At 75.0% G+C, this 19,070-nt stretch carries 16 protein-coding genes; 10 read left to right on the top strand and 6 right to left on the bottom strand.

From position 1 onward, the window contains the following. On the top strand, positions 1-257 hold a 257-nt coding region (locus tag AB0G13_RS19780), incomplete at its 5' end, for a LuxR C-terminal-related transcriptional regulator (protein ID WP_357876119.1). A 141-nt stretch (positions 258-398) separates the two neighbouring features. On the opposite strand, the gene AB0G13_RS19775 is transcribed toward AB0G13_RS19780, so the two are convergent. Next, positions 399-809 (bottom strand): DUF5319 domain-containing protein, encoded by a 411-nt coding sequence (locus tag AB0G13_RS19775; protein ID WP_357876117.1) that lies wholly within the window; start codon positions 807-809, stop codon positions 399-401. 196 nt (positions 810-1,005) lie between these two features. Here AB0G13_RS19775 and guaB point away from each other — a divergent pair, with 196 nt between their 5' ends. From guaB to AB0G13_RS19755, 4 genes are all read left to right on the top strand, one after another. Beyond that, entirely contained in the window at positions 1,006-2,568 is a 1,563-nt protein-coding gene (gene guaB / locus AB0G13_RS19770; protein WP_357876115.1) for an IMP dehydrogenase, read from the top strand. A 28-nt stretch (positions 2,569-2,596) separates the two neighbouring features. Next, the gene (locus tag AB0G13_RS19765) at positions 2,597-3,715 is read left to right on the top strand and encodes a GuaB3 family IMP dehydrogenase-related protein (RefSeq protein ID WP_357876113.1); all 1,119 of its coding nucleotides are present in this window, start codon (positions 2,597-2,599) and stop codon (positions 3,713-3,715) included. Positions 3,716-3,764: 49 nt separating this feature from the next. After that, positions 3,765-5,174 (top strand): M1 family metallopeptidase, encoded by a 1,410-nt coding sequence (locus AB0G13_RS19760; protein ID WP_357876111.1) that lies wholly within the window; start codon positions 3,765-3,767, stop codon positions 5,172-5,174. A gap of 164 nt (positions 5,175-5,338) precedes the next feature. After that, on the top strand, positions 5,339-6,802 hold the full coding sequence (locus AB0G13_RS19755) for a M1 family metallopeptidase (RefSeq protein WP_357876108.1): 1,464 nt from the start codon (positions 5,339-5,341) through the stop codon (positions 6,800-6,802). Positions 6,803-6,868: 66 nt separating this feature from the next. Here the strand turns inward: AB0G13_RS19755 and AB0G13_RS19750 are convergent, their stop codons facing one another. Beyond that, positions 6,869-7,993, bottom strand: a complete 1,125-nt coding sequence (locus AB0G13_RS19750; RefSeq protein WP_357876106.1) for an LCP family protein — start codon at positions 7,991-7,993, stop codon at positions 6,869-6,871. 134 nt (positions 7,994-8,127) lie between these two features. Here AB0G13_RS19750 and AB0G13_RS19745 point away from each other — a divergent pair, with 134 nt between their 5' ends. Next, positions 8,128-9,822 carry a GMC family oxidoreductase gene (locus tag AB0G13_RS19745; protein WP_357876104.1) on the top strand — a complete coding sequence of 565 codons (1,695 nt, stop codon included), beginning with the start codon at positions 8,128-8,130 and terminating at the stop codon, positions 9,820-9,822. Positions 9,823-9,869: 47 nt separating this feature from the next. Here AB0G13_RS19745 and AB0G13_RS19740 read toward each other — a convergent pair whose 3' ends face one another. Together AB0G13_RS19740 and AB0G13_RS19735 are read right to left on the bottom strand one after the other, a co-directional pair. Next, positions 9,870-10,847, bottom strand: coding sequence for a Brp/Blh family beta-carotene 15,15'-dioxygenase (locus AB0G13_RS19740; RefSeq protein WP_357876102.1), 978 nt, complete (start codon positions 10,845-10,847; stop codon positions 9,870-9,872). 79 nt (positions 10,848-10,926) lie between these two features. Continuing rightward, positions 10,927-11,625: a bacteriorhodopsin gene (locus AB0G13_RS19735; RefSeq protein WP_357876100.1), complete on the bottom strand. Its 699-nt coding sequence runs from the start codon at positions 11,623-11,625 to the stop codon at positions 10,927-10,929. A gap of 152 nt (positions 11,626-11,777) precedes the next feature. Between AB0G13_RS19735 and guaA the strand changes: the two genes are divergently transcribed. After that, a complete protein-coding gene (guaA, locus tag AB0G13_RS19730) occupies positions 11,778-13,331 on the top strand; it encodes a glutamine-hydrolyzing GMP synthase (protein WP_357876098.1) in 1,554 nt (517 codons plus the stop codon). A 7-nt stretch (positions 13,332-13,338) separates the two neighbouring features. Here the strand turns inward: guaA and AB0G13_RS19725 are convergent, their stop codons facing one another. Continuing rightward, positions 13,339-13,656, bottom strand: a complete 318-nt coding sequence (locus AB0G13_RS19725; protein ID WP_357876096.1) for a PspC domain-containing protein — start codon at positions 13,654-13,656, stop codon at positions 13,339-13,341. A 144-nt stretch (positions 13,657-13,800) separates the two neighbouring features. On the opposite strand from AB0G13_RS19725, the gene AB0G13_RS19720 reads away from it, so the two are divergent. The 3 genes from AB0G13_RS19720 to AB0G13_RS19710 all read left to right on the top strand — a co-directional run bounded on the left by AB0G13_RS19720 (position 13,801) and on the right by AB0G13_RS19710 (position 17,128). Next, positions 13,801-14,748 carry an NUDIX hydrolase gene (locus AB0G13_RS19720; RefSeq protein ID WP_357876094.1) on the top strand — a complete coding sequence of 316 codons (948 nt, stop codon included), beginning with the start codon at positions 13,801-13,803 and terminating at the stop codon, positions 14,746-14,748. Positions 14,749-14,874: 126 nt separating this feature from the next. Next, positions 14,875-15,801 (top strand): NUDIX domain-containing protein, encoded by a 927-nt coding sequence (locus AB0G13_RS19715; protein ID WP_357876092.1) that lies wholly within the window; start codon positions 14,875-14,877, stop codon positions 15,799-15,801. Positions 15,802-16,210: 409 nt separating this feature from the next. Then, on the top strand, positions 16,211-17,128 hold the full coding sequence (locus AB0G13_RS19710; RefSeq protein ID WP_357876090.1) for a CDP-alcohol phosphatidyltransferase family protein: 918 nt from the start codon (positions 16,211-16,213) through the stop codon (positions 17,126-17,128). 57 nt (positions 17,129-17,185) lie between these two features. On the opposite strand, the gene AB0G13_RS19705 is transcribed toward AB0G13_RS19710, so the two are convergent. Beyond that, entirely contained in the window at positions 17,186-18,439 is a 1,254-nt protein-coding gene (locus AB0G13_RS19705; protein ID WP_357876088.1) for a phosphatidylserine decarboxylase, read from the bottom strand. Between the last annotated feature and the right edge of the window lie 631 nt (positions 18,440-19,070).

Genomic DNA, 19,070 nt, shown 5'->3' with positions numbered 1-19,070 from the left:
CGGCGGAGGCCGCGCCCCCGGGGCGGCGGGGCGGGCCGGGCCCGCGCGGCGGCCGGTCCCAGGTCGGGCTGACCGAACGCGAGCTCCAGGTGCTGCTGGGCATGGCGGAGGGCAAGAGCAACGCCGAGATCGGCCGGGAGCTGTTCGTCTCGGAGGACACGGTGAAGACGCACGCCCGGCGGCTGTTCCGCAAGCTCGGCGCCCGGGACCGCGCGCACGCCGTGGCGGCCGGCTTCCGCGCCGGCCTGGTGGCCTGAGCCACACCCGTCGGCACGCGGCCCACCGACGGGCCCCGGCGCGCGGAACCGGCGGGTGGGCCCGAGCCGCACCCGGGGCGTTGCCGCCGCGCGGAGCCGGCGGGGTGGCCCGAGCCGCACCCGGTGCGGCGCCGGCCCGGCTCAGCGTTCGGGCTCGGGCTCCTCGTCGGCGCCCTCGGTCAGGGTGTCGTGAACCCCGTCGGCGTAGCCGCGGGCGTAGTCCCAGGTGACGTAGTGGTCCGGATCGGGGTCGTAGGCCGGCTCGTGCACCCGGGGGCGGCCCGAGCTGAGCAGGTGACGCAGATTGCCCCGCAGCAGGTCCCAGTCGAAGTAGTGCGGCTCCCGGCAGTCCTCGCACTCGATGACCAGCCCGCGCACCCCGATCGGTGCCAGCAGCGCCTGGTAGATCTCCAGGTCGGCGAGATCCTCCAGCACGTCCTGTCGCTCGACGTCGGTCAGCGGGTCGAGCGGGGCGTCGTCGCCCGGATCGTGCAGGCCGGCGGCCGGATCGGCCGGGTCGCCGTTGAAGGGGTCGATGGGCTCGTCGTGCACCCCCTCACCGTAGACCCAACGCCAGGGCCGCGTCCGCCCCCGGCCACCGGTGACCTGGGCCGCCATCGGCCGCCACCGGCCGGGGGTGGCCCAGGTCGGTGGGTACGATGGGACGACGCGCCCGTCACCCGGCGTGTGCCGGTGCCCGCCCGCGCCACCTCGCTGAAGCCCGTCCGAGCAGCTCAGGGGAGCAATCGTGGAATTTTCGCCCAGCACCGATCTTCCGACCGGCGCCGACAGCGGCGAGCTGGGCGGCCACCTGCCGGAGCTGCCCGCCGGCTCCGCCCGGGTGGTTCCGCTCGGGTTGACCTTCGACGACGTGCTGCTCCAGCCGGGCGAGTCGGACGTGGTGCCCAGCCGGGTCAACACCGTGACGAAGCTGACCCGCAACATCGACCTGTCGATCCCGCTGCTCTCCAGCGCGATGGACACGGTGACCGAGGCCCGGATGGCGATCGCCATGGCCCGCCAGGGCGGCATCGGCGTGCTGCACCGCAACCTCTCGCTGGAGGACCAGGCGCTCCAGGTCGACCTGGTGAAGCGCTCCGAGTCCGGCATGATCACCAACCCGGTGACCGCCAGCCCCGACGACACCCTGCGGGACGTCGACGCCCTCTGCGGGCGCTACCGCATCTCCGGCGTGCCCGTCGTGGACCGCGAGGGCCAGCTGGTCGGCATCGTCACCAACCGCGACATGCGGTTCGTCTCCGACCCGGCCACCCCGGTCCACCAGATCATGACCCGCACCCCGCTGGTCACCGCCCCGGTCGGGGTGAGCAAGGACGACGCCCTCGACCTGCTGCGCCGGCACAAGGTCGAGAAGCTGCCGATCGTCGACGACTCGGGCCGGCTGCGCGGGCTGATCACGGTCAAGGACTTCACCAAGAGCGAGCAGTACCCGAACGCCACCAAGGACGACGCCGGCCGGCTGCGGGTCGCCGCCGCCGTCGGGGTCGGCGACGACGCCTACAAGCGGGCCCGGGCGCTGGTCGACGCGGGCGTCGACGTGCTGATCGTGGACACCGCGCACGGCCACCAGCGGGCCGTGCTGGACATGGTCCGCCAGCTCAAGAAGGACGTGACGATCGACATCGTCGGCGGCAACGTCGCCACCTACGCCGGCGCCAGGGCGCTGGTCGAGGCGGGCGCCGACGGCGTGAAGGTCGGCGTCGGCCCGGGCGCGATCTGCACCACCCGGATCGTCGCCGGGGTGGGCGTACCGCAGATCACCGCGATCATGGAGGCCGCGCGCGCCGCGCGGCCGGCCGGCGTCCCGGTGATCGGCGACGGTGGCATCCAGTACTCGGGCGACATCGCCAAGGCGCTCGTCGCGGGCGCCGACACGGTGATGCTGGGCAGCCTGCTGGCCGGCTGCGAGGAGAGCCCCGGCGAGCTGATCTTCATCAACGGCAAGCAGTACAAGGCCTACCGGGGCATGGGGTCGCTCGGCGCGATGCAGTCCCGGGGCCAGGGCAAGTCCTACTCCAAGGACCGCTACTTCCAGCAGGACGTGCTGGCCGAGGACAAGCTGGTCCCCGAGGGCGTGGAGGGCCAGGTGCCCTACCGGGGCCCGCTGTCCGCGGTCGCCCACCAGCTCACCGGTGGGCTGCGCGCGGCGATGGGGTACGTCGGCGCGGAGAGCATCCCCGAGCTGCACCGCCGCGGTCAGCTCATCCGGATCACGGCGGCCGGGCTCAAGGAGAGCCACCCGCACGACATCCAGATGACGGTCGAGGCGCCCAACTACCACTCCCGCTGACCATCCCCCTGCGACAACTGGAGTCCCCATGCGTGACGTGGTCGAGATCGGGCTGGGCAAGACCGCGCAGCGCGGCTACCACCTGGACGACATCGCCATCGTGCCGAGCCGCCGGACCCGGGACGTCGACGACGTCTCCACCACCTGGCAGCTCGACGCCTACCAGTTCGGCATCCCCTGCGTCGGGCACCCCTCGGACGCGACGATGAGCCCGGCCTCCGCCGTCCGGCTCGGCCAGCTGGGCGGTCTCGGCGTGCTCAACGTCGAGGGCCTGTGGACGCGCTACGAGAACCCGACCAAGATCCTGGAGGAGCTGTCCGGGCTCGACGAGGACGCCCGCACCACCAAGCGGCTCCAGGAGGTGTACGCGGAGCCGATCCGCCCCGACCTGATCGCCGAGCGGGTCCGCGAGCTGCGCGCCGGCGGCGGCACGGTGGCGGTGCGGGTCTCCCCGCAGCACACCCTGGCGCTGGCCCCGGTGATCCTCGACGCCGGCGTGGACATCCTGGTCATCCAGGGCACCATCGTCTCCGCCGAGCACGTCTCGACCACCGACGAGCCGCTCAACCTCAAGGAGTTCATCGCCGACCTGGACCTGCCGGTCGTCGTCGGCGGCTGCACCGACTACAAGACCGCGCTGCACCTGATGCGTACGGGCGCGGCGGGCGTGATCGTCGGCATCGGCGGCGACGAGTGGTCCACGACCGAGTCGGTGCTGGGCATCCGGGTGCCGATGGCGACCGCGATCGCCGACGCGGCGGCGGCCCGCCGGGACTACCTCGACGAGACCGGCGGCCGCTACGTGCACCTGATCGCCGACGGCGACATCCAGACCTCAGGCGACATCGCCAAGGCCCTCGGCTGCGGCGCGGACGCGGTGATGCTCGGCGAGCCGCTGTCGCTCTGCGCGGAGGCGCCGGCCGGCGGCGCCTGGTGGCACTCCGCCGCCAGCCACCCGTCGCTGCCACGGGGCGCGTTCGAGACCGCCGGCGAGCCGCTCGGCTCGATGGAGCAGCTGCTCTTCGGCCCGGCCGACGAGCCGGACGGCCAGCTCAACCTCTTCGGCGGGCTGCGCCGCGCGATGGCCAAGTGCGGCTACCGCGACCTCAAGGAGTTCCAGAAGGTCGGCCTGGTCCTCGACCGCTGACCTGCGCAAGCGGCACCACCCGCACCGGCCGCGCCGATAGGCTCGGCCGGTGCGTCGTACCCACCGTCGGTTCCGCCCCGCGCTCGCCGTCGCCGTCGTCGCGGCCCTGGCGTTCGCGGCCTGCACCGACGGCGACGAGCGGGGCGACTTCCGGCCGGGGGCGCCCGACCTCGCCGACCCGTACGTCCCGGGGGCCGGCAACGGTGGCTACGACGTCGCGGGCTACCGGCTCACCGTCCGCTACGACCCGGCGACCGACCGGCTCGCCGGGCGGGCCGCGCTCACGGCCACCGCGACCACCGGGCTGTCCCGGTTCAACCTGGACCTCGCCGGGCTGGACGTGTCGCGGGTGGCCGTCGACGGCCGGCCGGCCGGGTCCGCCCGCGACGGCGACGAGCTGGTGGTCACCCCGCGCGACGGCCTGTCCCGGGGCGCCCGGTTCACCGTCGAGGTGGACTACTCCGGCGTGCCGGCGGCGAGAGCCGACGGGCAACTCGGCAGCGGCGGCTTCCTGCACACCGACGACGGCGCGATCGCGCTGGGCCAGCCCTGGTCGGCGGCCACCTGGTTCCCGGTCAACGACCACCCGTCCGACAAGGCCACGTACGACATCGAGGTGACCGTCCCGCAGGGGCTGGCCGCGCTGAGCAACGGGGTGCCGGGGGAGAGGTCCAGCGCCGACGGCTGGACCACCTGGCGCTGGGCCGAGCGGGCGCCGATGGCCAGCTACCTGACCACCCTGGTGATCGGCGACTACCGGGTGCACAGCGGCACGCACGCCGGCAGGCCGATGGTCACGGCGGTGCCGGCGAGCCTCCCGGCGACCGGGCCGGAGGCCGCCTCGCTGGCCCGCACCGGCGAGATCGCCGACTTCCTGGCCAGCCGGTTCGGGCCGTACCCGTTCGACTCCTACGGCGGCGTGGTGGTCACCGACGGCCGGATCGGCTACGCGCTGGAGACCCAGTCCCGACCGGTCTACGGGCCGGGCTTCTTCCGCGGCGGGCGGCCCAACCTGGGCGTGGTCGCGCACGAACTGGCCCACCAGTGGTTCGGCAACAGCGTGGCGCTCAGTCGGTGGAGCGACATCTGGCTCAACGAGGGCTTCGCCAGCTACGCGGAGTGGCTGTGGGAGGAGCACGACGGCGGTCGCACCGCGCAGCGCAACTTCGAGCTGGAGTACGCGGCCACCGACTGGTCCCGGCCGTCCGTCGACCCCGGACGGTCCGGGTTGTTCGGGTCGGCCGTCTACAAGCGCGGCGCGCTCGCCGTGCACGCGCTGCGCCGCACGGTCGGCGACGACGCCTTCTTCCGCATCCTGCGGACCTGGACCGCCGAGCGGCGCGGCGGCAACGCCACCACCGACGACCTGATCGCGCTGGCCGAGCGGGTCGCCGGGAAGCCGCTGCGCCCGTTCTTCGACGCCTGGCTCGCCGGCGGGACCGCCCCCGCACTGCCCTGACGCGGCTTCCGTCGGCGCTCGGTAGGCTGCGGCCGGACGCGGCGCCGCACCGCCCGCCCGCCCCGTCGCCATCCGTGCGCCCGGGCGAGCGGCACCGGCCGGGCGCGAGTGGTCCACCACGGTCGCCGGTGGGGCAGCCGGTGGCGCAGGGAGGGGACGAGGCGATGACGCTGTCGCGGCGGACGCTGTGCGCGGGCACCGGCCTGCTGCTGGCCGGGACGCTCGGGCTGGCCGGATGCGGGTCGGCCGACGAGCCGGCCCCGGCCCCGACCCCGGCCGCCGCCTCGCCCGGCGGGCCGCGCCAGTTCAAGGCGGGTGCGGCCGGCGCCGGCGACGAGTACTTCCCGACCTACGGCAACGGCGGGTACGACGTCAGCCGCTACACCGTGAAGGTGCGGTACGACCCGGCGGAGGACCGGCTCACCGGGACCACCACCGTGCAGGCGGCGGCGACCAGCGACCTGTCCGCGTTCAACCTGGACCTGGCCGGGCTGACCGTGCGGTCCGTGACGGTGGACGGGGCCCCGGCGAAGCACGGCCGCAAGGGCGACGAACTGGTGGTCACGCCGGCCCGCGGCCTGATCGCCGGCAACGGCTTCGTCGCCGAGATCGCGTACGAGGGCGAGCCGGAGCCGCTGCGCAACGAGGCCCTCGGCCTCGGGGGCTTCCTGCACACCGACGAGGGGGCGATCGCGCTCGGCCAGCCCGAGTCGGCGAGCACGTGGTTCCCGGTCAACGACCACCCCTCGGACAAGGCCGCCTACGACTTCGAGATCACCGTGCCGAAGGGACTGACGGCGGTCAGCAACGGGGTGCCGGCGGGGAAGAGCACGGCCGGCGACTGGACCACCTGGAAGTGGGCCGAGCGCAGCCCGATGGCGAGCTACCTGAGCATGGTGGTCGTCGGGAGGTTCCGGATCACCGAGGGCGAGCACAAGGGGCGGCCGGTGTTCCACGCGGTCACCGCCGACCTGCCCGAGGGCGCGGCGGACCGGTCGATCGCCGACACGGTCGAGGTGGCCGACTACCTGGAGAGCGTGTTCGGGCCGTACCCGTTCGGGGCGTACGGCGGCGTGGTGATCTCCGACGCCCGCATCCGGTACGCCCTGGAGACGCAGAGCCGCCCGGTCTACTCCGCGAGCTTCTTCTCCGGCGGCGAGAACACCGGCGTGGTCGCCCACGAGCTGGCGCACCAGTGGTTCGGCAACAGCGTGTCGCTGGCGAAGTGGCAGGACATCTGGCTCAACGAGGGCCTGGCCACGTACGCCGAGTGGCTCTGGGCCGAGCACGACGGCGGGCGCACCGCCCAGCAGGAGTTCGACGCCCGGTACGCCGGCTCGTCCGGCCAGGTGTGGCGGACGCCGCCGGGCGAGCCGGGGGCGGCGAACCTGTTCAGCGAGTCGGTCTACCAGCGCGGCGGGATGACCGTGCACGCGCTGCGGGTGGCCGTCGGCGACAGGGTCTTCTTCGAGATCCTGAAGACCTGGGCGGCGCAGAAGCGCGACGGGAACGCGACTACGGCCGAGTTCGTCGCGCTGGCCGAGCGGGTCTCGGGTGCGCAGCTCGACGACCTCCTCGAGGCGTGGCTGTACGGCACGGAGCGCCCCGCCCGCCCCGAGCGCCTGTGACGGCGCTCAACGCCCCGCCCCTTCCGGCACCGCCGACGGCGCTCGGTGCGGTGCCGCCGATGGCGCTCAGCGCGTGAGGCGCAGCTTCGGGTTGGCGGCGAGGTAGGCGTCCGCCCGGCCCGCGCGCAGCTCGGTGAGGAACTTCCGGCCGGCCGGCGTGAGTTGCTCGCCCCGGTAGGCGCTGCCCCGGCCGACGCCCGCGCCGGGCAGGTCGACCAGCACGAACTTCTCCGGCGTGAGCCCGCCGAGGGCATACGCGACGTCCACGACGCGCGGCCCGCCCGCGTAGACCAGGGTGTCGCCGAGTGCGTCGACCACCTGCTGGACGCGCTCCGGCTGCCGGGCCAGGTCCTCGTCGAGGATCTTCGTGGCCAGCGCCTTGATCAGCTGCTGCTGGTGGCGCTGCCGGGCGTAGCCGCCGCCGGTGATGTAGCGCTGCCGCGCGTAGTCCAGCGCCTGCCAGCCGGTGAGGTGCCGCTCGCCCTTCTCGTACACCATCTGCGGCCCGACGTAGCCCCCGCCGCCCGGCGCGGGCTCCCGGTGCCGGCCGTCGGGGCGGCGGTGCAGCGAGACCACCCGCTGGTCGACGTAGAGGTCCACGCCGCCGAGGGAGTCGACCAGCCGGTCGAAGCCGTTGAAGGTGAGCACCGCGCCGGCGTCGAAGCGCAGCCCGGTGTAGCCGCTGACCGTGCTGCGCAGCAGCTCGTACCCCTGGGCGGTGCTCGGCTGCTTGGGCTTGCCGGGCACCCGGCTGCCGTAGCTCATCGCGTGGGTGAGCTTGGTCTTCGCGCCGCGGTAGCCGGCCTTCGGGAAGGCCGGGACGTCGACCAGCAGGTCGCGGGGGAGGGAGAAGAGGTACGCCCGGTCGAGGCCCTTCGGCACGTGCAGCACCAGCACGGCGTCGCCGTGCGGCTCCCAGCCCGGCACGCTGACCCGGGTGTCCACCCCGACGAGCAGGAGGTTGAGCGGGCCGGTGATGCCGGCGCCCGGCGGCGCGGTCGGGCTCGGACTCGGGGTGGGGCTCGCCTGCGGCGTGCCGGTGGCGCCCGTCGGCCCGACCCCGCGCGGCGGCCCGTCGTCGCCGACGAGCCGGGTGACCACCAGGGCGCCCGCGGCCACCAGGATCACGGCCGCGAGGGCGGCCAGCCCCAGCACCCGTCGTGGGCGTGGCGCCCCTGTCCGCTGAGTCATGCGACACCCCCGTGATGACAACGCCCCGACGGGGGCGCCGAGTTGCGGGCGGGCGCCTCCGGATCGCGGACCGGAGCATGATCCCGCAAAATCGGGCGCTGGCGCGATGGCTACCGAGCGGTAATGATGCGGTCATGCGGTACGACGTGCTCGTCATCGGGTCCGGCTTCGGCGGCAGCGTCACCGCGCTCCGGTTGGCCGAGAAGGGCTATTCGGTCGGGGTGCTGGAGGCCGGGCGGCGCTTCGCCGACGACGAGTTTCCGCAGACCTCCTGGCGGCTGCGGCGGTTCCTGTGGGCGCCCCGCCTCGGCTGCTACGGCCTCCAGCGGCTCACCCTGCTGCGCCCGGCCGACCGGAAGGCCGGCGGCGGGGTGCTGGTGCTCTCCGGCGCGGGGGTCGGCGGCGGTTCGCTGGTCTACGCCAACACCCTCTACGAGCCGCTGGACGCCTTCTACACCGACCCGCAGTGGCGCGACGTCACCGACTGGCGCGACGAGCTGGCCCGCCACTACGACCAGGCGAAGCGGATGCTCGGCGCGACCACGTACCCGCGCGTCACCCGCGCGGACCGGGCGATGCGGGCGGTGGCCGACCGGATGGGGGTGGGCCACACCCACCACGCCACCCCGGTCGGCGTGTTCATCGGCCGCCCCGGCCAGCGGGCCGCCGACCCGTACTTCGGCGGCGCGGGGCCGGAGCGCACCGGCTGCACGCACTGCGGCGCGTGCATGACCGGCTGCCGGCACGGCGCGAAGAACACGCTGGTCAAGAACTACCTCTGGCTGGCCGAGCGGCTCGGCGCGCGGGTGCACCCGCTGACCACGGTCACCGCGGTCCGCCCCACCGACGGCGGGTACGCGGTGCACACCGTGCGCACCGGGGCCTGGCTGCGCGCGCGGCGGCAGGTGTTCCACGCCGACCAGGTGGTCTTCGCGGCCGGCGCGCTCGGCACCCAGCGGCTGCTGCACACGATGAAGGCGGAGGGGGCGCTGCCCGCGCTCTCGCCCCGCCTCGGCGAGCTGACCCGGACCAACTCCGAGGCCATCCTGGGCGCCGCAGTGCCCCGCCGGCGGGCCCGCGCGGACGGGCTCGACTTCACCGAGGGGGTGGCGATCACCAGCTCGTTCCACCCCGACCCGCAGACCCACGTCGAGCCGGTCCGCTACGGCCGGGGCTCGAACGCGATGGGGCTGCTCCAGTCGCTGCTGGTCGACGGCGGGCCGCACCGGATCCGCCGCTGGCTGGAGACCCTGCTGCGCCAGCCCGGCACGGCGGCCCGGCTGCTGTCGGTGCGCGGCTGGTCGGAGCGGACGGTGATCGCCCTGGTCATGCAGTCGGCGGACAACTCGCTGACCACCCGGCTGCGGCGCGGCCCGTTCGGCCGGCGCCTGGTCTCCGGGCCGGGGCACGGCACGCCCAACCCGACCTGGATCCCGGCCGGCAACCAGGCGGCCCGCCTGCTGGCCGAGGAGATCGGCGGTACGCCCGGCGGCGCGCTGACCGAACCGTTCGACATCCCGATGACCGCGCACATCCTCGGCGGGGCGGTGATCGGCGCCACCCCGGCCGACGGTGTGATCGACCCGTGGCACCGGGTCTTCGGCCACCCGGGGCTGCACGTGGTCGACGGCGCGGCGGTCTCGGCGAACCTCGGGGTGAACCCGTCGCTGACCATCACCGCCCAGGCGGAACGCGCGATGTCCTTCTGGCCCAACAAGGGCGACGAGGACCCGAGGCCGCCGCTCGGCGAGCCGTACCGCCGGCTGGAGCCGGTGCCCCCGCGCCTCCCGGCGGTGCCGGCCGACGCCCCCGGCGCCCTGCGGATGTGACCAGGGCCCGGCGGGGTCAGCCGGTCCGGCGTGCGTGGCCCGTGGGGTCAGTCCGCCCGGCGTCCGGGCCCGGGCCCGCGTCGGTCCGTCCAGGCGACCAGCACCGCGTGCGGGAGGGTCAGCGCGGCCAGCACGGCGAACGTCGCGGGCAGCGGGTCCGCTCCGTGGCCGGGCCAGGCGACCAGGGCGACCAGGGCGGCGACGGCCGTCACCGTGGGAGCCGCCGCCTGCCGGGCGAAGCGGCGCAGCGGCGGTGCGACCCGCCCGGCCGCCAGGTCGGCCGTGTTGCGCGGGTCGTGCCGCAGCAACCGGGCGACGTGGCGGCACGAGTGCCAGGCCGCGAAGTACACCCCCACGGCCAGGGCCGGCGGCACCGTGCCGAACAGCCCGGCGAGGAGGACGGGTTCGACGGCGTCGCGGGCGCGACCGGCGCGGACGTCCCGGATCGCGGTGACCGCGACCGCGCACAGCACGGCGGCCAGCGCCAGCGCCCGCACCTCGACGGTGAGCAGCGCCGGTGCCCGAGGGGCCACCGCCGCCAGCAGCGGGTCGACCTGGTCCCGCCACAGCGCCAACGGGACGACCACCGGCGGCCCGCCGTACGCGAGCACGGCCGTCACCCCCGCCCGGACCGGCCGGCGGTCCCGCTCGGCCTGGAACGCCACGTCGGCGGTGCCGAAGTGGACGACCGACACGACGAGGAACCCGACCAGCGCCGGGCCCGGCGCGGCCCGGAAGGCCGCCAGCCCGGCACCGGCCACGGCGGTGTAGACCACCAGCAGCGCCACGCGCGCCGACAGCGGCCGGGCGCGCGCCGACAGCCAGGCGGGCACGAGATGGTCGACCGCGCCGTGCGGGAGCCCGAGGAGCAGCCCCGCGACCAGGAAGGCCGGCGTGCCGCCCAGCCCGGCGGCGCCGATCAGCGGCGACGTCGCCAGCAGCCCGCCGAGCGCGAGCTGCGAGGCGGTCCCGGCGCGCCGCAGCAGCCGGTCCGGCTGCCGCGGCCCGGCCGCCGCGCCGGTCACGCGCGGCGGCGACCGCCGGAGCCGGGTGGGTGCCCGGCCGTCCGCCCCCGGCACCGGACGGCCGGCCCCGGTGACCGGGTCAGACGACGGTGAGCTCACCACGGGCGGACAGGGCGCGTAGCCGACCGAGATCGAGGATGCTCCAGCCCACCTTCGACAGGATGGAGAGCACGACGAGGAGCAGGCTGGTGGTGGAGGAGCCGAGCAGGCCGAGACCGGACGGGCCGAGGACCCAGAACAGCGGATAGCCCGCCCAGAGCGCGCTGAGCAGCAGGGCGGCCTCCGTGTACACGGCCGCGATCCGTTCCGGCTGGCCGTGCGCGTGGGCGCGCAGCGGTCCCCAGATCAGGCCGTAGACCGCGAGGAGGGCCAGCACGCCGATCGCGTACAGGGTGTAGCGGAGCGTGGTGTCGGCCGCGAGGTCGGCGAGCAGGCCGCTGAGGATCACCACCACGTTCGCCCCCGCGAGGACGCCCATTAGCCGCCAGCAACGCCCGGGCAGGGAGTGCGTCGCAGTCAGCATCAGGGCCACCAGCAACAGGGGGGCGGTGACCACCCAGTCGACGTACCGCGCCCAGTAGAGCGTGTGGCCGGCCACCTCCGTCCGGCCGCCGCCCAGCGCCATGACCAGGTACCAGCAGCCGGACCAGAGCGGGATGGCGATCGCCACCCGGTACTCGCTGAGCGGGACGCCCCGCGGGTTCGCGCGCCACCGGGTGAACAACACGACCCCGCCCGCCATGGCGGCGACGTACATCCACAGCCACCACTCGGTCATGCTGACTCCTCGGCCGACTCCCCCACCGTATACGGGTCAAAAGCCGCATACATGCCCAATGGCTCCCGCTGCCGGGTGTTGGCGTGGCGGATCGCCCGCACTCTGGCGGACCGGCGGGGGGCCCGGCGGCGGCGTCGGTAGGATTTGCTGCCATGAGCACGCCTCGCCCCGTCCTCGTGGTGGACTTCGGAGCCCAGTACGCCCAGCTCATCGCGCGTCGGGTGCGTGAGGCCAAGGTCTATTCGGAGATCGTGCCGCACTCGATGCCGGTCGCCGAGATGCTGGCGAAGGACCCGGCCGCGATCATCCTCTCCGGCGGCCCGTCCAGCGTCTACGCGCCGGGCGCCCCGCAGATCGACGCCGGCATGTTCGAGTCCGGGGTGCCGGTCTTCGGCATCTGCTACGGCTTCCAGGCGATGGCCCAGGCGCTCGGCGGCACGGTGGCCCGCACCGGCAACCGCGAGTACGGCGGCACCCCCCTGCGCGCCCGCCCGGAGGCCGGGGTGCTGCTGCGCGAACTGCCGGACGACCTGCCGGTCTGGATGAGCCACGGCGACTGCGTGACCGAGGCCCCGGCGGGCTTCACGGTGACCGCCGAGTCGGCGGGCGCGCCGGTCGCCGCGTTCGAGGACGTGGCCGGCCGCCGGGCCGGCGTGCAGTTCCACCCGGAGGTCGGGCACACCGCGCACGGCCAGGAGATGCTGCGCCGCTTCCTGCACGACATCGCCGGCATCGAGCCGACCTGGACGCCCGAGAACATCATCGACGAGCAGGTCGCCCGGATCCGCGAGCAGGTCGGCGACAAGGAGGTCATCTGCGGCCTCAGCGGCGGGGTCGACTCGGCCGTCGCCGCCGCGCTGGTGCACAAGGCCGTCGGCGACCAGTTGACCTGCGTCTTCGTCGACCACGGCCTGCTGCGCGCCGGCGAGGCCGAGCAGGTGGAGAAGGACTACGTCGCTGCCACGGGCATCAAGCTCAAGGTGGTCGACGCGCAGGAGCGCTTCCTCGGCGCCCTGGCCGGGGTGACCGACCCGGAGCAGAAGCGCAAGATCATCGGCCGGGAGTTCATCCGGGTCTTCGAGGCCGCGGCGCGGGAGATCGCCGCCCACGGCGACGTCGAGTTCCTCGTCCAGGGCACCCTCTACCCGGACGTGGTGGAGTCCGGCGGCGGCACCGGCACCGCCAACATCAAGAGCCACCACAACGTCGGCGGCCTGCCCGAGGACCTGAAGTTCGCGCTGGTCGAACCGCTGCGCACGCTGTTCAAGGACGAGGTCCGGGCGCTCGGCCTGGAGCTGGGCCTGCCGGAGGCGATGGTGTGGCGGCACCCGTTCCCGGGTCCCGGCCTGGCCATCCGGATCATCGGCGCGGTCGACCGGGAGCGGCTCGACCTGCTCCGCCAGGCCGACCTGATCGCCCGGGAGGAGCTCACCGCCGCCGGCCTGGACCGGGGCGTCTGGCAGTTCCCGGTGGTGCTCCTGGCCGACGTGCGCAGCGTCGGGGTGCAGGGCGACGGCCGCAGCTACGGGCATCCCGTGGTGCTGCGGCCGGTCTCCAGCGAGGACGCGATGACCGCCGACTGGTCCCGGCTGCCCTACGAGGTGGTGGCGCGGATCTCCACCCGGATCACCAACGAGGTCGCCGAGGTCAACCGCGTCGTGCTGGACGTGACGAGCAAGCCGCCGGGCACCATCGAGTGGGAGTGATCCCGCCTCACGCCGCCGGCGGGTAGGTCGGCGGCGTGGGCTGTGCCACGGTCGGCTGTGCCACCGTGGGCGGCGCGGCCTGCGCCGGGTGCGGCCAGGCGGGCGCGTCGGCCGGCTCCTCGGGCATCAGGAACCACATGATCGGGTACGCGAGCAACGCGAGCCCGCCGGTGAGCAGGCCGGAGACCGCGAAGACCACCCGGACCAGGGTGGGGTCGACGGCGAAGTACCGGCCGAGGCCGCTGGCGACCCCGGCGATCATCCGGTCCGTCACGGGGCGACGGAGCTGCTTGTACGGGGGCCGGGGAGGGGTGGTGTGGGTCATGCCTCCACGGTCCGCGCCGGTCGGCCGGCCGGCCTCGGTGACCGCCCGGATCCCTACCCTGACCTGCCCCTGAGGCGCGAGCTTTCAGTCAGGAATCTGACTCTTTTCGATGGAGGTAACCCGGGCCGGGGAGAATTTGGCCCCGTGACCACCATGCTGGAGCCGCTCCGCAGGATCGCGGCATACGCAGTTTGTGCTGATTCAGTCGGCCGGGTGTTGCTGGTCCGCGCATCGGAGCGCTCCGGCACCCCCGGCACGTGGTCGCTGCCCGGCGGGGCGGTCGACCACGGTGAGGACCCGCACCACACCGTCGTCCGGGAGACCGCCGCCGAGACCGGCCTCTCCGTCTCCGTCGCCGGCCTGCACGACGTGCTCGCCGACATGCGGGCGCTGCCGGAGCGGGGCATCACCATCCACACCGACCGCCTGATCTTCCAGGTCTCGGTGCGGGGCGGGACGCTCGCCGACCGGGTCGACCGGCCGACCGACCTGGCCCGCTGGTTCACCCCGGAGGAGGCCCGCGAGCTGCCGCTGCGGTCGTTCACCGCGCGGGCCCTGGGCCTGCCCGCCTCGTCCGCCGACATCGTTCCGGACGAGGCGCCGGAGTTCCCCTCCTTCTACGCCGTGCCCGGCCCCGACGGGCTGCACCGGGCCCAGCGCTTCGCCGCGTACGCGGTGGTGACCGACCCGGACGGGCGGGTGCTGCTCACCCGCGTCTCCGACGGCTATCCGGGCGCGGGCTGCTGGCACCTGCCCGGCGGCGGCACCGACTACGGCGAGCAGCCCGGCGCCGCCCTGATCCGGGAACTGGTAGAGGAGACCGGGCAGAACGGCCGCCTCGTCGAGCTGCTCGGCGTGGCCAGCCACCGCGACGCCGCCTCCCTCGGCCCGGAGGGCTATCCGATCGACTGGCACGGCGTGCGCGCCTTCTACCGGGTCGTGGTCGACAAGCCGGCCCCGCCCACCGTCGCCGACGTCGGCGGTTCCACCTGCGAGGCCCGCTGGTTCGCCCGCGACGAGCTGGGCGCCCTCCCCACCGACCGGCTGACCGAGGTGACGGCGGAAGCCGTCCAGGCCGCCCGCCTGGCCTGACCCACCCCGGCCCCCGAGGCCTCCCTGTTCGTCGATCACGAGGTTGACCGGGCGACACGCCGGATCCGCTGCGGCTAACCTCATGATCGACGGAACGGGTCGGCGCGGGCGGGGGAGTGCGGGCGGGTGGAGCAATGGCGGCGGGTCGGTGCGTACGGGGTGTGTCGGGGCTCGGCCGGGCGGGTGTTGTTGGCCCGGGGCTCCGGCTCGTGCCCGTTCCCGGGCGTCTGGCAGCTCCCCGGGGGCGGGCTCGAGCACGCCGAGCACCCGGCGCACGCGGTGGTCCGCGAGTTCGCCGAGGAGACCGGCCTCACGGTGGAGGTCACCGGGCTGCGGGCCGTGCTCGCCGACGTGACGACCTTCCGTGACGCCAACGTCGCGGTGCACACCGACCGCCTGGTCTTCGACGTCGCCGCGCGGGGCGGCGAACTGCGGCCGGAGCCCGCCGGCGGCAGCGACGAGGTGGCCTGGTTCACGACCGCCGAGGCGGCCACGTTGCCGCTGATGCCGTTCACCGCCGAGCTGCTCGGCCTGCCCGTGTCGCCGCTGCCGCCGGATCTGCCCCGCTCGCCGGCGGCGGAGCCGGCCACCGCGCCCCCGGCCGACCGGAGGCAGCGCTTCGGGGCGTACGGCCTGGTCACCGACCCCGCCGGCCGGGTGCTGCTCACCATGATCGCCGACGGCTATCCGGGCGCCGGCCGGTGGCACCTGCCCGGCGGCGGGACCGACCACGGCGAGCAGCCGGTCGCCGCGCTGCTGCGCGAGCTGGTCGAGGAGGCCGGCCAGCTCGGTCGGGTGGTCGAGCTGATCGGCGTCGACAACCTGCACAACCCGGCCGCGTTGGGCCCGGAGGGGCGCCCGCTCGACTGGCACGGCATCCGGGTGGTCTACCGGGTGGCGGTGGACGCGCCCACCGAGCCGCGGGTGACCGAGCTCGCCGGCGGCTCCACCGCCCGCGCCGGCTGGTTCACGCCCGGGCAGCTCGCCGGCCTGCCGCTCACCGAGATCGCCGCCGTGGCGCTGGCCGGGGCCGCCGCCGACGATCGTCCGTAGAGCGCCGCTTTGACGCTGGCCGGGGCCCCGCCGACGATCGTCCGTAACCGGACATCGGTGTCCCCGGCGCCCGCTCACCGAGCCGGCGGAGACGGGGTCCGGTACATTCGATGTGGGGTTGGTGGAGGAAACGGGCGATGGAGCCCGGGATGGGAATAAGAGAGCGGTTCGCGCGGTTGGACCAGATATAAGTACCGCCGGCAGCTATCGCCAACCCCCGTTCCCCTATGCGATGGTGTACTCCGCAAAACGGCTGCCGGGCCAGAAAGGTCCGGCACGAGACAGCCGGACACCCGCCCTCGCGGCGGTCAGCCGATCCGGTGATGGAGGAAACGTGCCGAGAGCCCCATGGCGCCGGCGTCGTACCACTGACAGTCCGCGTCCCGCAGGGCGTCGCTGGGCGGGCCCGTTGCGCCGCAGCAGTTCGCTCGCCCGGCAGGTGCTGCTGGTCCGGGTGGGGCGCCGCGACGGTGACCTGCACGGAGGCAGCGACCTTTCGATGCCCGAGCACCGCTACGCCGACCGGCCGCGCCGCCGCTACGGGCTGCCCCGGGTCGAGCGCGCCGAGGTCGCCTCGATCGTCCCGGTCAGCCCCGCCCTCGGCCCCACGACACCGGTCGACGAGCCGGCGATGTCGATCCCGCTGCTTCCCGGCGAGCGCACACTCGCCCGCCGGATGAAGTTCGCGGTGGTCAACGCCTGCACGCTCAGCAGCCTGATGCTCGGCATGCTGGCCATCTTCCTGGCCATGCAGGGCGAGGTGCGTGTCGCCGCGCTCTGCCTGATCGCCTGCGTCGTCTTCGACGGCCTCGACGGCGCGCTCGCCCGCAAGTTCGGCGTGGCCAGCCCGTTCGGCGCGCAGATGGACTCGCTGGCCGACATGTGCTCGTTCGGCCTCGCCGCCCCGGTGGTGGTCTACGCCTCGCTGGCCGGCTCGGTCTCCACACCGGCCGCCGCGGTGGCCTGCGCCCTCGTGGCGGCGTGCGCGGCGATCCGGCTCGCCCGGTTCAACGTCTCGCCGAAGGACGGCAGGTTCTTCTGCGGCGTGCCCACCACCATGGCGGCCGCCGTGCTCGCCCTGACCGTCGCCATCGGGCTGCCCGTGCCGGGCATCGTCCTGGTCGCCGGCGTGGCACTGCTCGCCTTCGCCATGGTCTCCAGCTTCCCCTACGCGAAGCTCGCGCGGCTGGTGAAGCTTCCGCCGTGGCTGTGGCTGGCCCCGGTGATCGGCGCGCTGATCGACATCCGGCTCACCTTCGCCCTGATCGTGGTCGGTTACCTGGTCAGCGGCCCGGTGCTCTGGCTGCGTCAGCGCCGCACCGCCTGAGGCACGTACGCGAGAAGGGGCGCCGCGATCCGCGGCGCCCCTTCTTCGTGTCGTCCTTCAGCGCCAGCGGGCGATGACGGTCGAGCCCCCGACCACCTTGTCCCCGGGGCCGACCAGCGGCTCCGCCGCGTCGGCCGGCAGGTAGACGTCGGTGCGCGAGCCGAACCGGATCAGGCCGAAGCGCTCACCCCGGGCCAGCAGCGCGCCGATCGGCGCCCGCTGCACGATCCGCCGGGCGATCAGGCCGGTGCGCTGCGCCACGACCACCGTGCCGTGCGCGGTGTCCAGCACCGTGTACGCCGCCACGTTGTGCTCCGCCGCCGGCTTCATCGCGTTGGCGAAGCCACCGTCGGCGACGAAGTAGTCGACCACCTTGCCGGCCACCGGAGCCCGGTTGACGTGCACGTCCAGCACCGACAGGAAGACCGCGATCCGCAGCCACTCGCCCTCGCCGAAGCGCTCGTCGTGCAGCCGCTGCACGGAGAGCACCCGGCCGTCGGCCGAGGCGACCACCGCCGACGGGTCCTCCGGCACGTCGCGGTTCGGGTCCCGGAAGAAGGCGGCCACCGGCGCGGCGGCCAGGGCCGGGAGCAGCCAGAGCTTCGACTTCGGCCGGGTCGCCCGGGCCACCGCGGCCAGGCCCAGCGCGATGCCGGCCGCGGCCACCCCGTTGGAGTCGATGTGCATGCCGCGGGTCAGCGGGACGCTGGACGGGCGGTGCGCCGGGGCCAGCCGGGCCGCCGACGCGGCGTCGGCCGGGGTGTAGCGGAGCCGGTACACCCGCAGCGGCGGCGTGTTGCGCAGCACCAGGTCGACGCCGACGCCGTACAGCGCGCCCTGCCGGTCCAGCTCGGTGGCCGCGCCCGCGGTACGCCCCGGCGTGGCGGTCGTGGCGACGCTCAACACCGCGCCGTCGGCGAGGTACTTCGTCAGGCCCTCGACGGCGGCGCGGGTCTCGTCGGCCGTGCCGGTGAGCGGCTCCCCGGCGACGACGACCGCGGCGGGCTCGGCCTCGGCCAGGGTGTCGACGACGCGGACCCGGTCGGCCACCCAACGCCCTTGGGCGGTGACGTGCTCCCGGAGGGCCGCCGAGGAGGTCGACCCGGCGGGCACCAGGGTGAGGGTGTCGCCGGGCAGCAGCGCGTCGATCGCCGCGGCCAGCACCGCGGACTCCGGCGTCGCGCCGACCAGCAGCGCGGCCTTCGGGTCGTTGATCCGGGCAAGCTCGGAGACGAGGGTACGGGCGGCTCGCTCGCCGATGCGGACCGGACCGGAGCGGCCGGAGGTGCGCACGGCGGGGGACTGCGTCATGTCGGACGGACTCCTGACGGGGTAGAGACGGGAATCGCGGCGGGACCGCCACGGCGGCGCGGTCCGGCCGGCGCGGCGGCCAGGTCGGCGCGGGCCGGCCGGCGGAGGCGAGTTCTCCACGGCCAGCATAGGCCGCCGCCGACGCCGGCCGCACCGCTGTGGTCAGCCGCGCGGGCGCTCCTCGTCGGCCAACGGCCCGTCGGTCCGCCGGGGCAGGGCGTCCTCGTCGGCGGCGCGGTTCTCGACCGCCTCGGGCCGGACGTCGGTGACGGCCTGCGTCGGCCACTCGTCGGCCTCGCCCCCGGCCCGCAGGCCGGCCGTGGGCCCGCCCGGCGTGAACCCGCCCGTCGGTCCGCCCGGCGTGGGCCCGCCCGGCGTCGGCGCGTCGGTCGTCGGTCCGCCCGGCGTCGGTCCGCCGGTCGTCGGCGCGGACACGTCCCACTCGGAGCGCCCGCCCCAGTCGGAGCGTTCGCCCCAGTCTGACCGCCGGCCGCCCCACGCCGTCGGCTCGTCGGCCGGCGCGGGCCGGTCGAGGTCCCAACGGGTCGGGTCGACCTCGGCGGCCTGTCGGTCCGTCGCCCGGTTCGCCGGTTCCGCAGCCGGCGGGGTGGAGACGGGCTCGTCCCGGTCG

The organism is Micromonospora sp. NPDC023633 (assembly GCF_040640035.1).
Classification (GTDB): Bacteria; Actinomycetota; Actinomycetes; order Mycobacteriales; family Micromonosporaceae; genus Micromonospora.
This window is presented reverse-complemented; position numbering and strand designations above follow the sequence as displayed.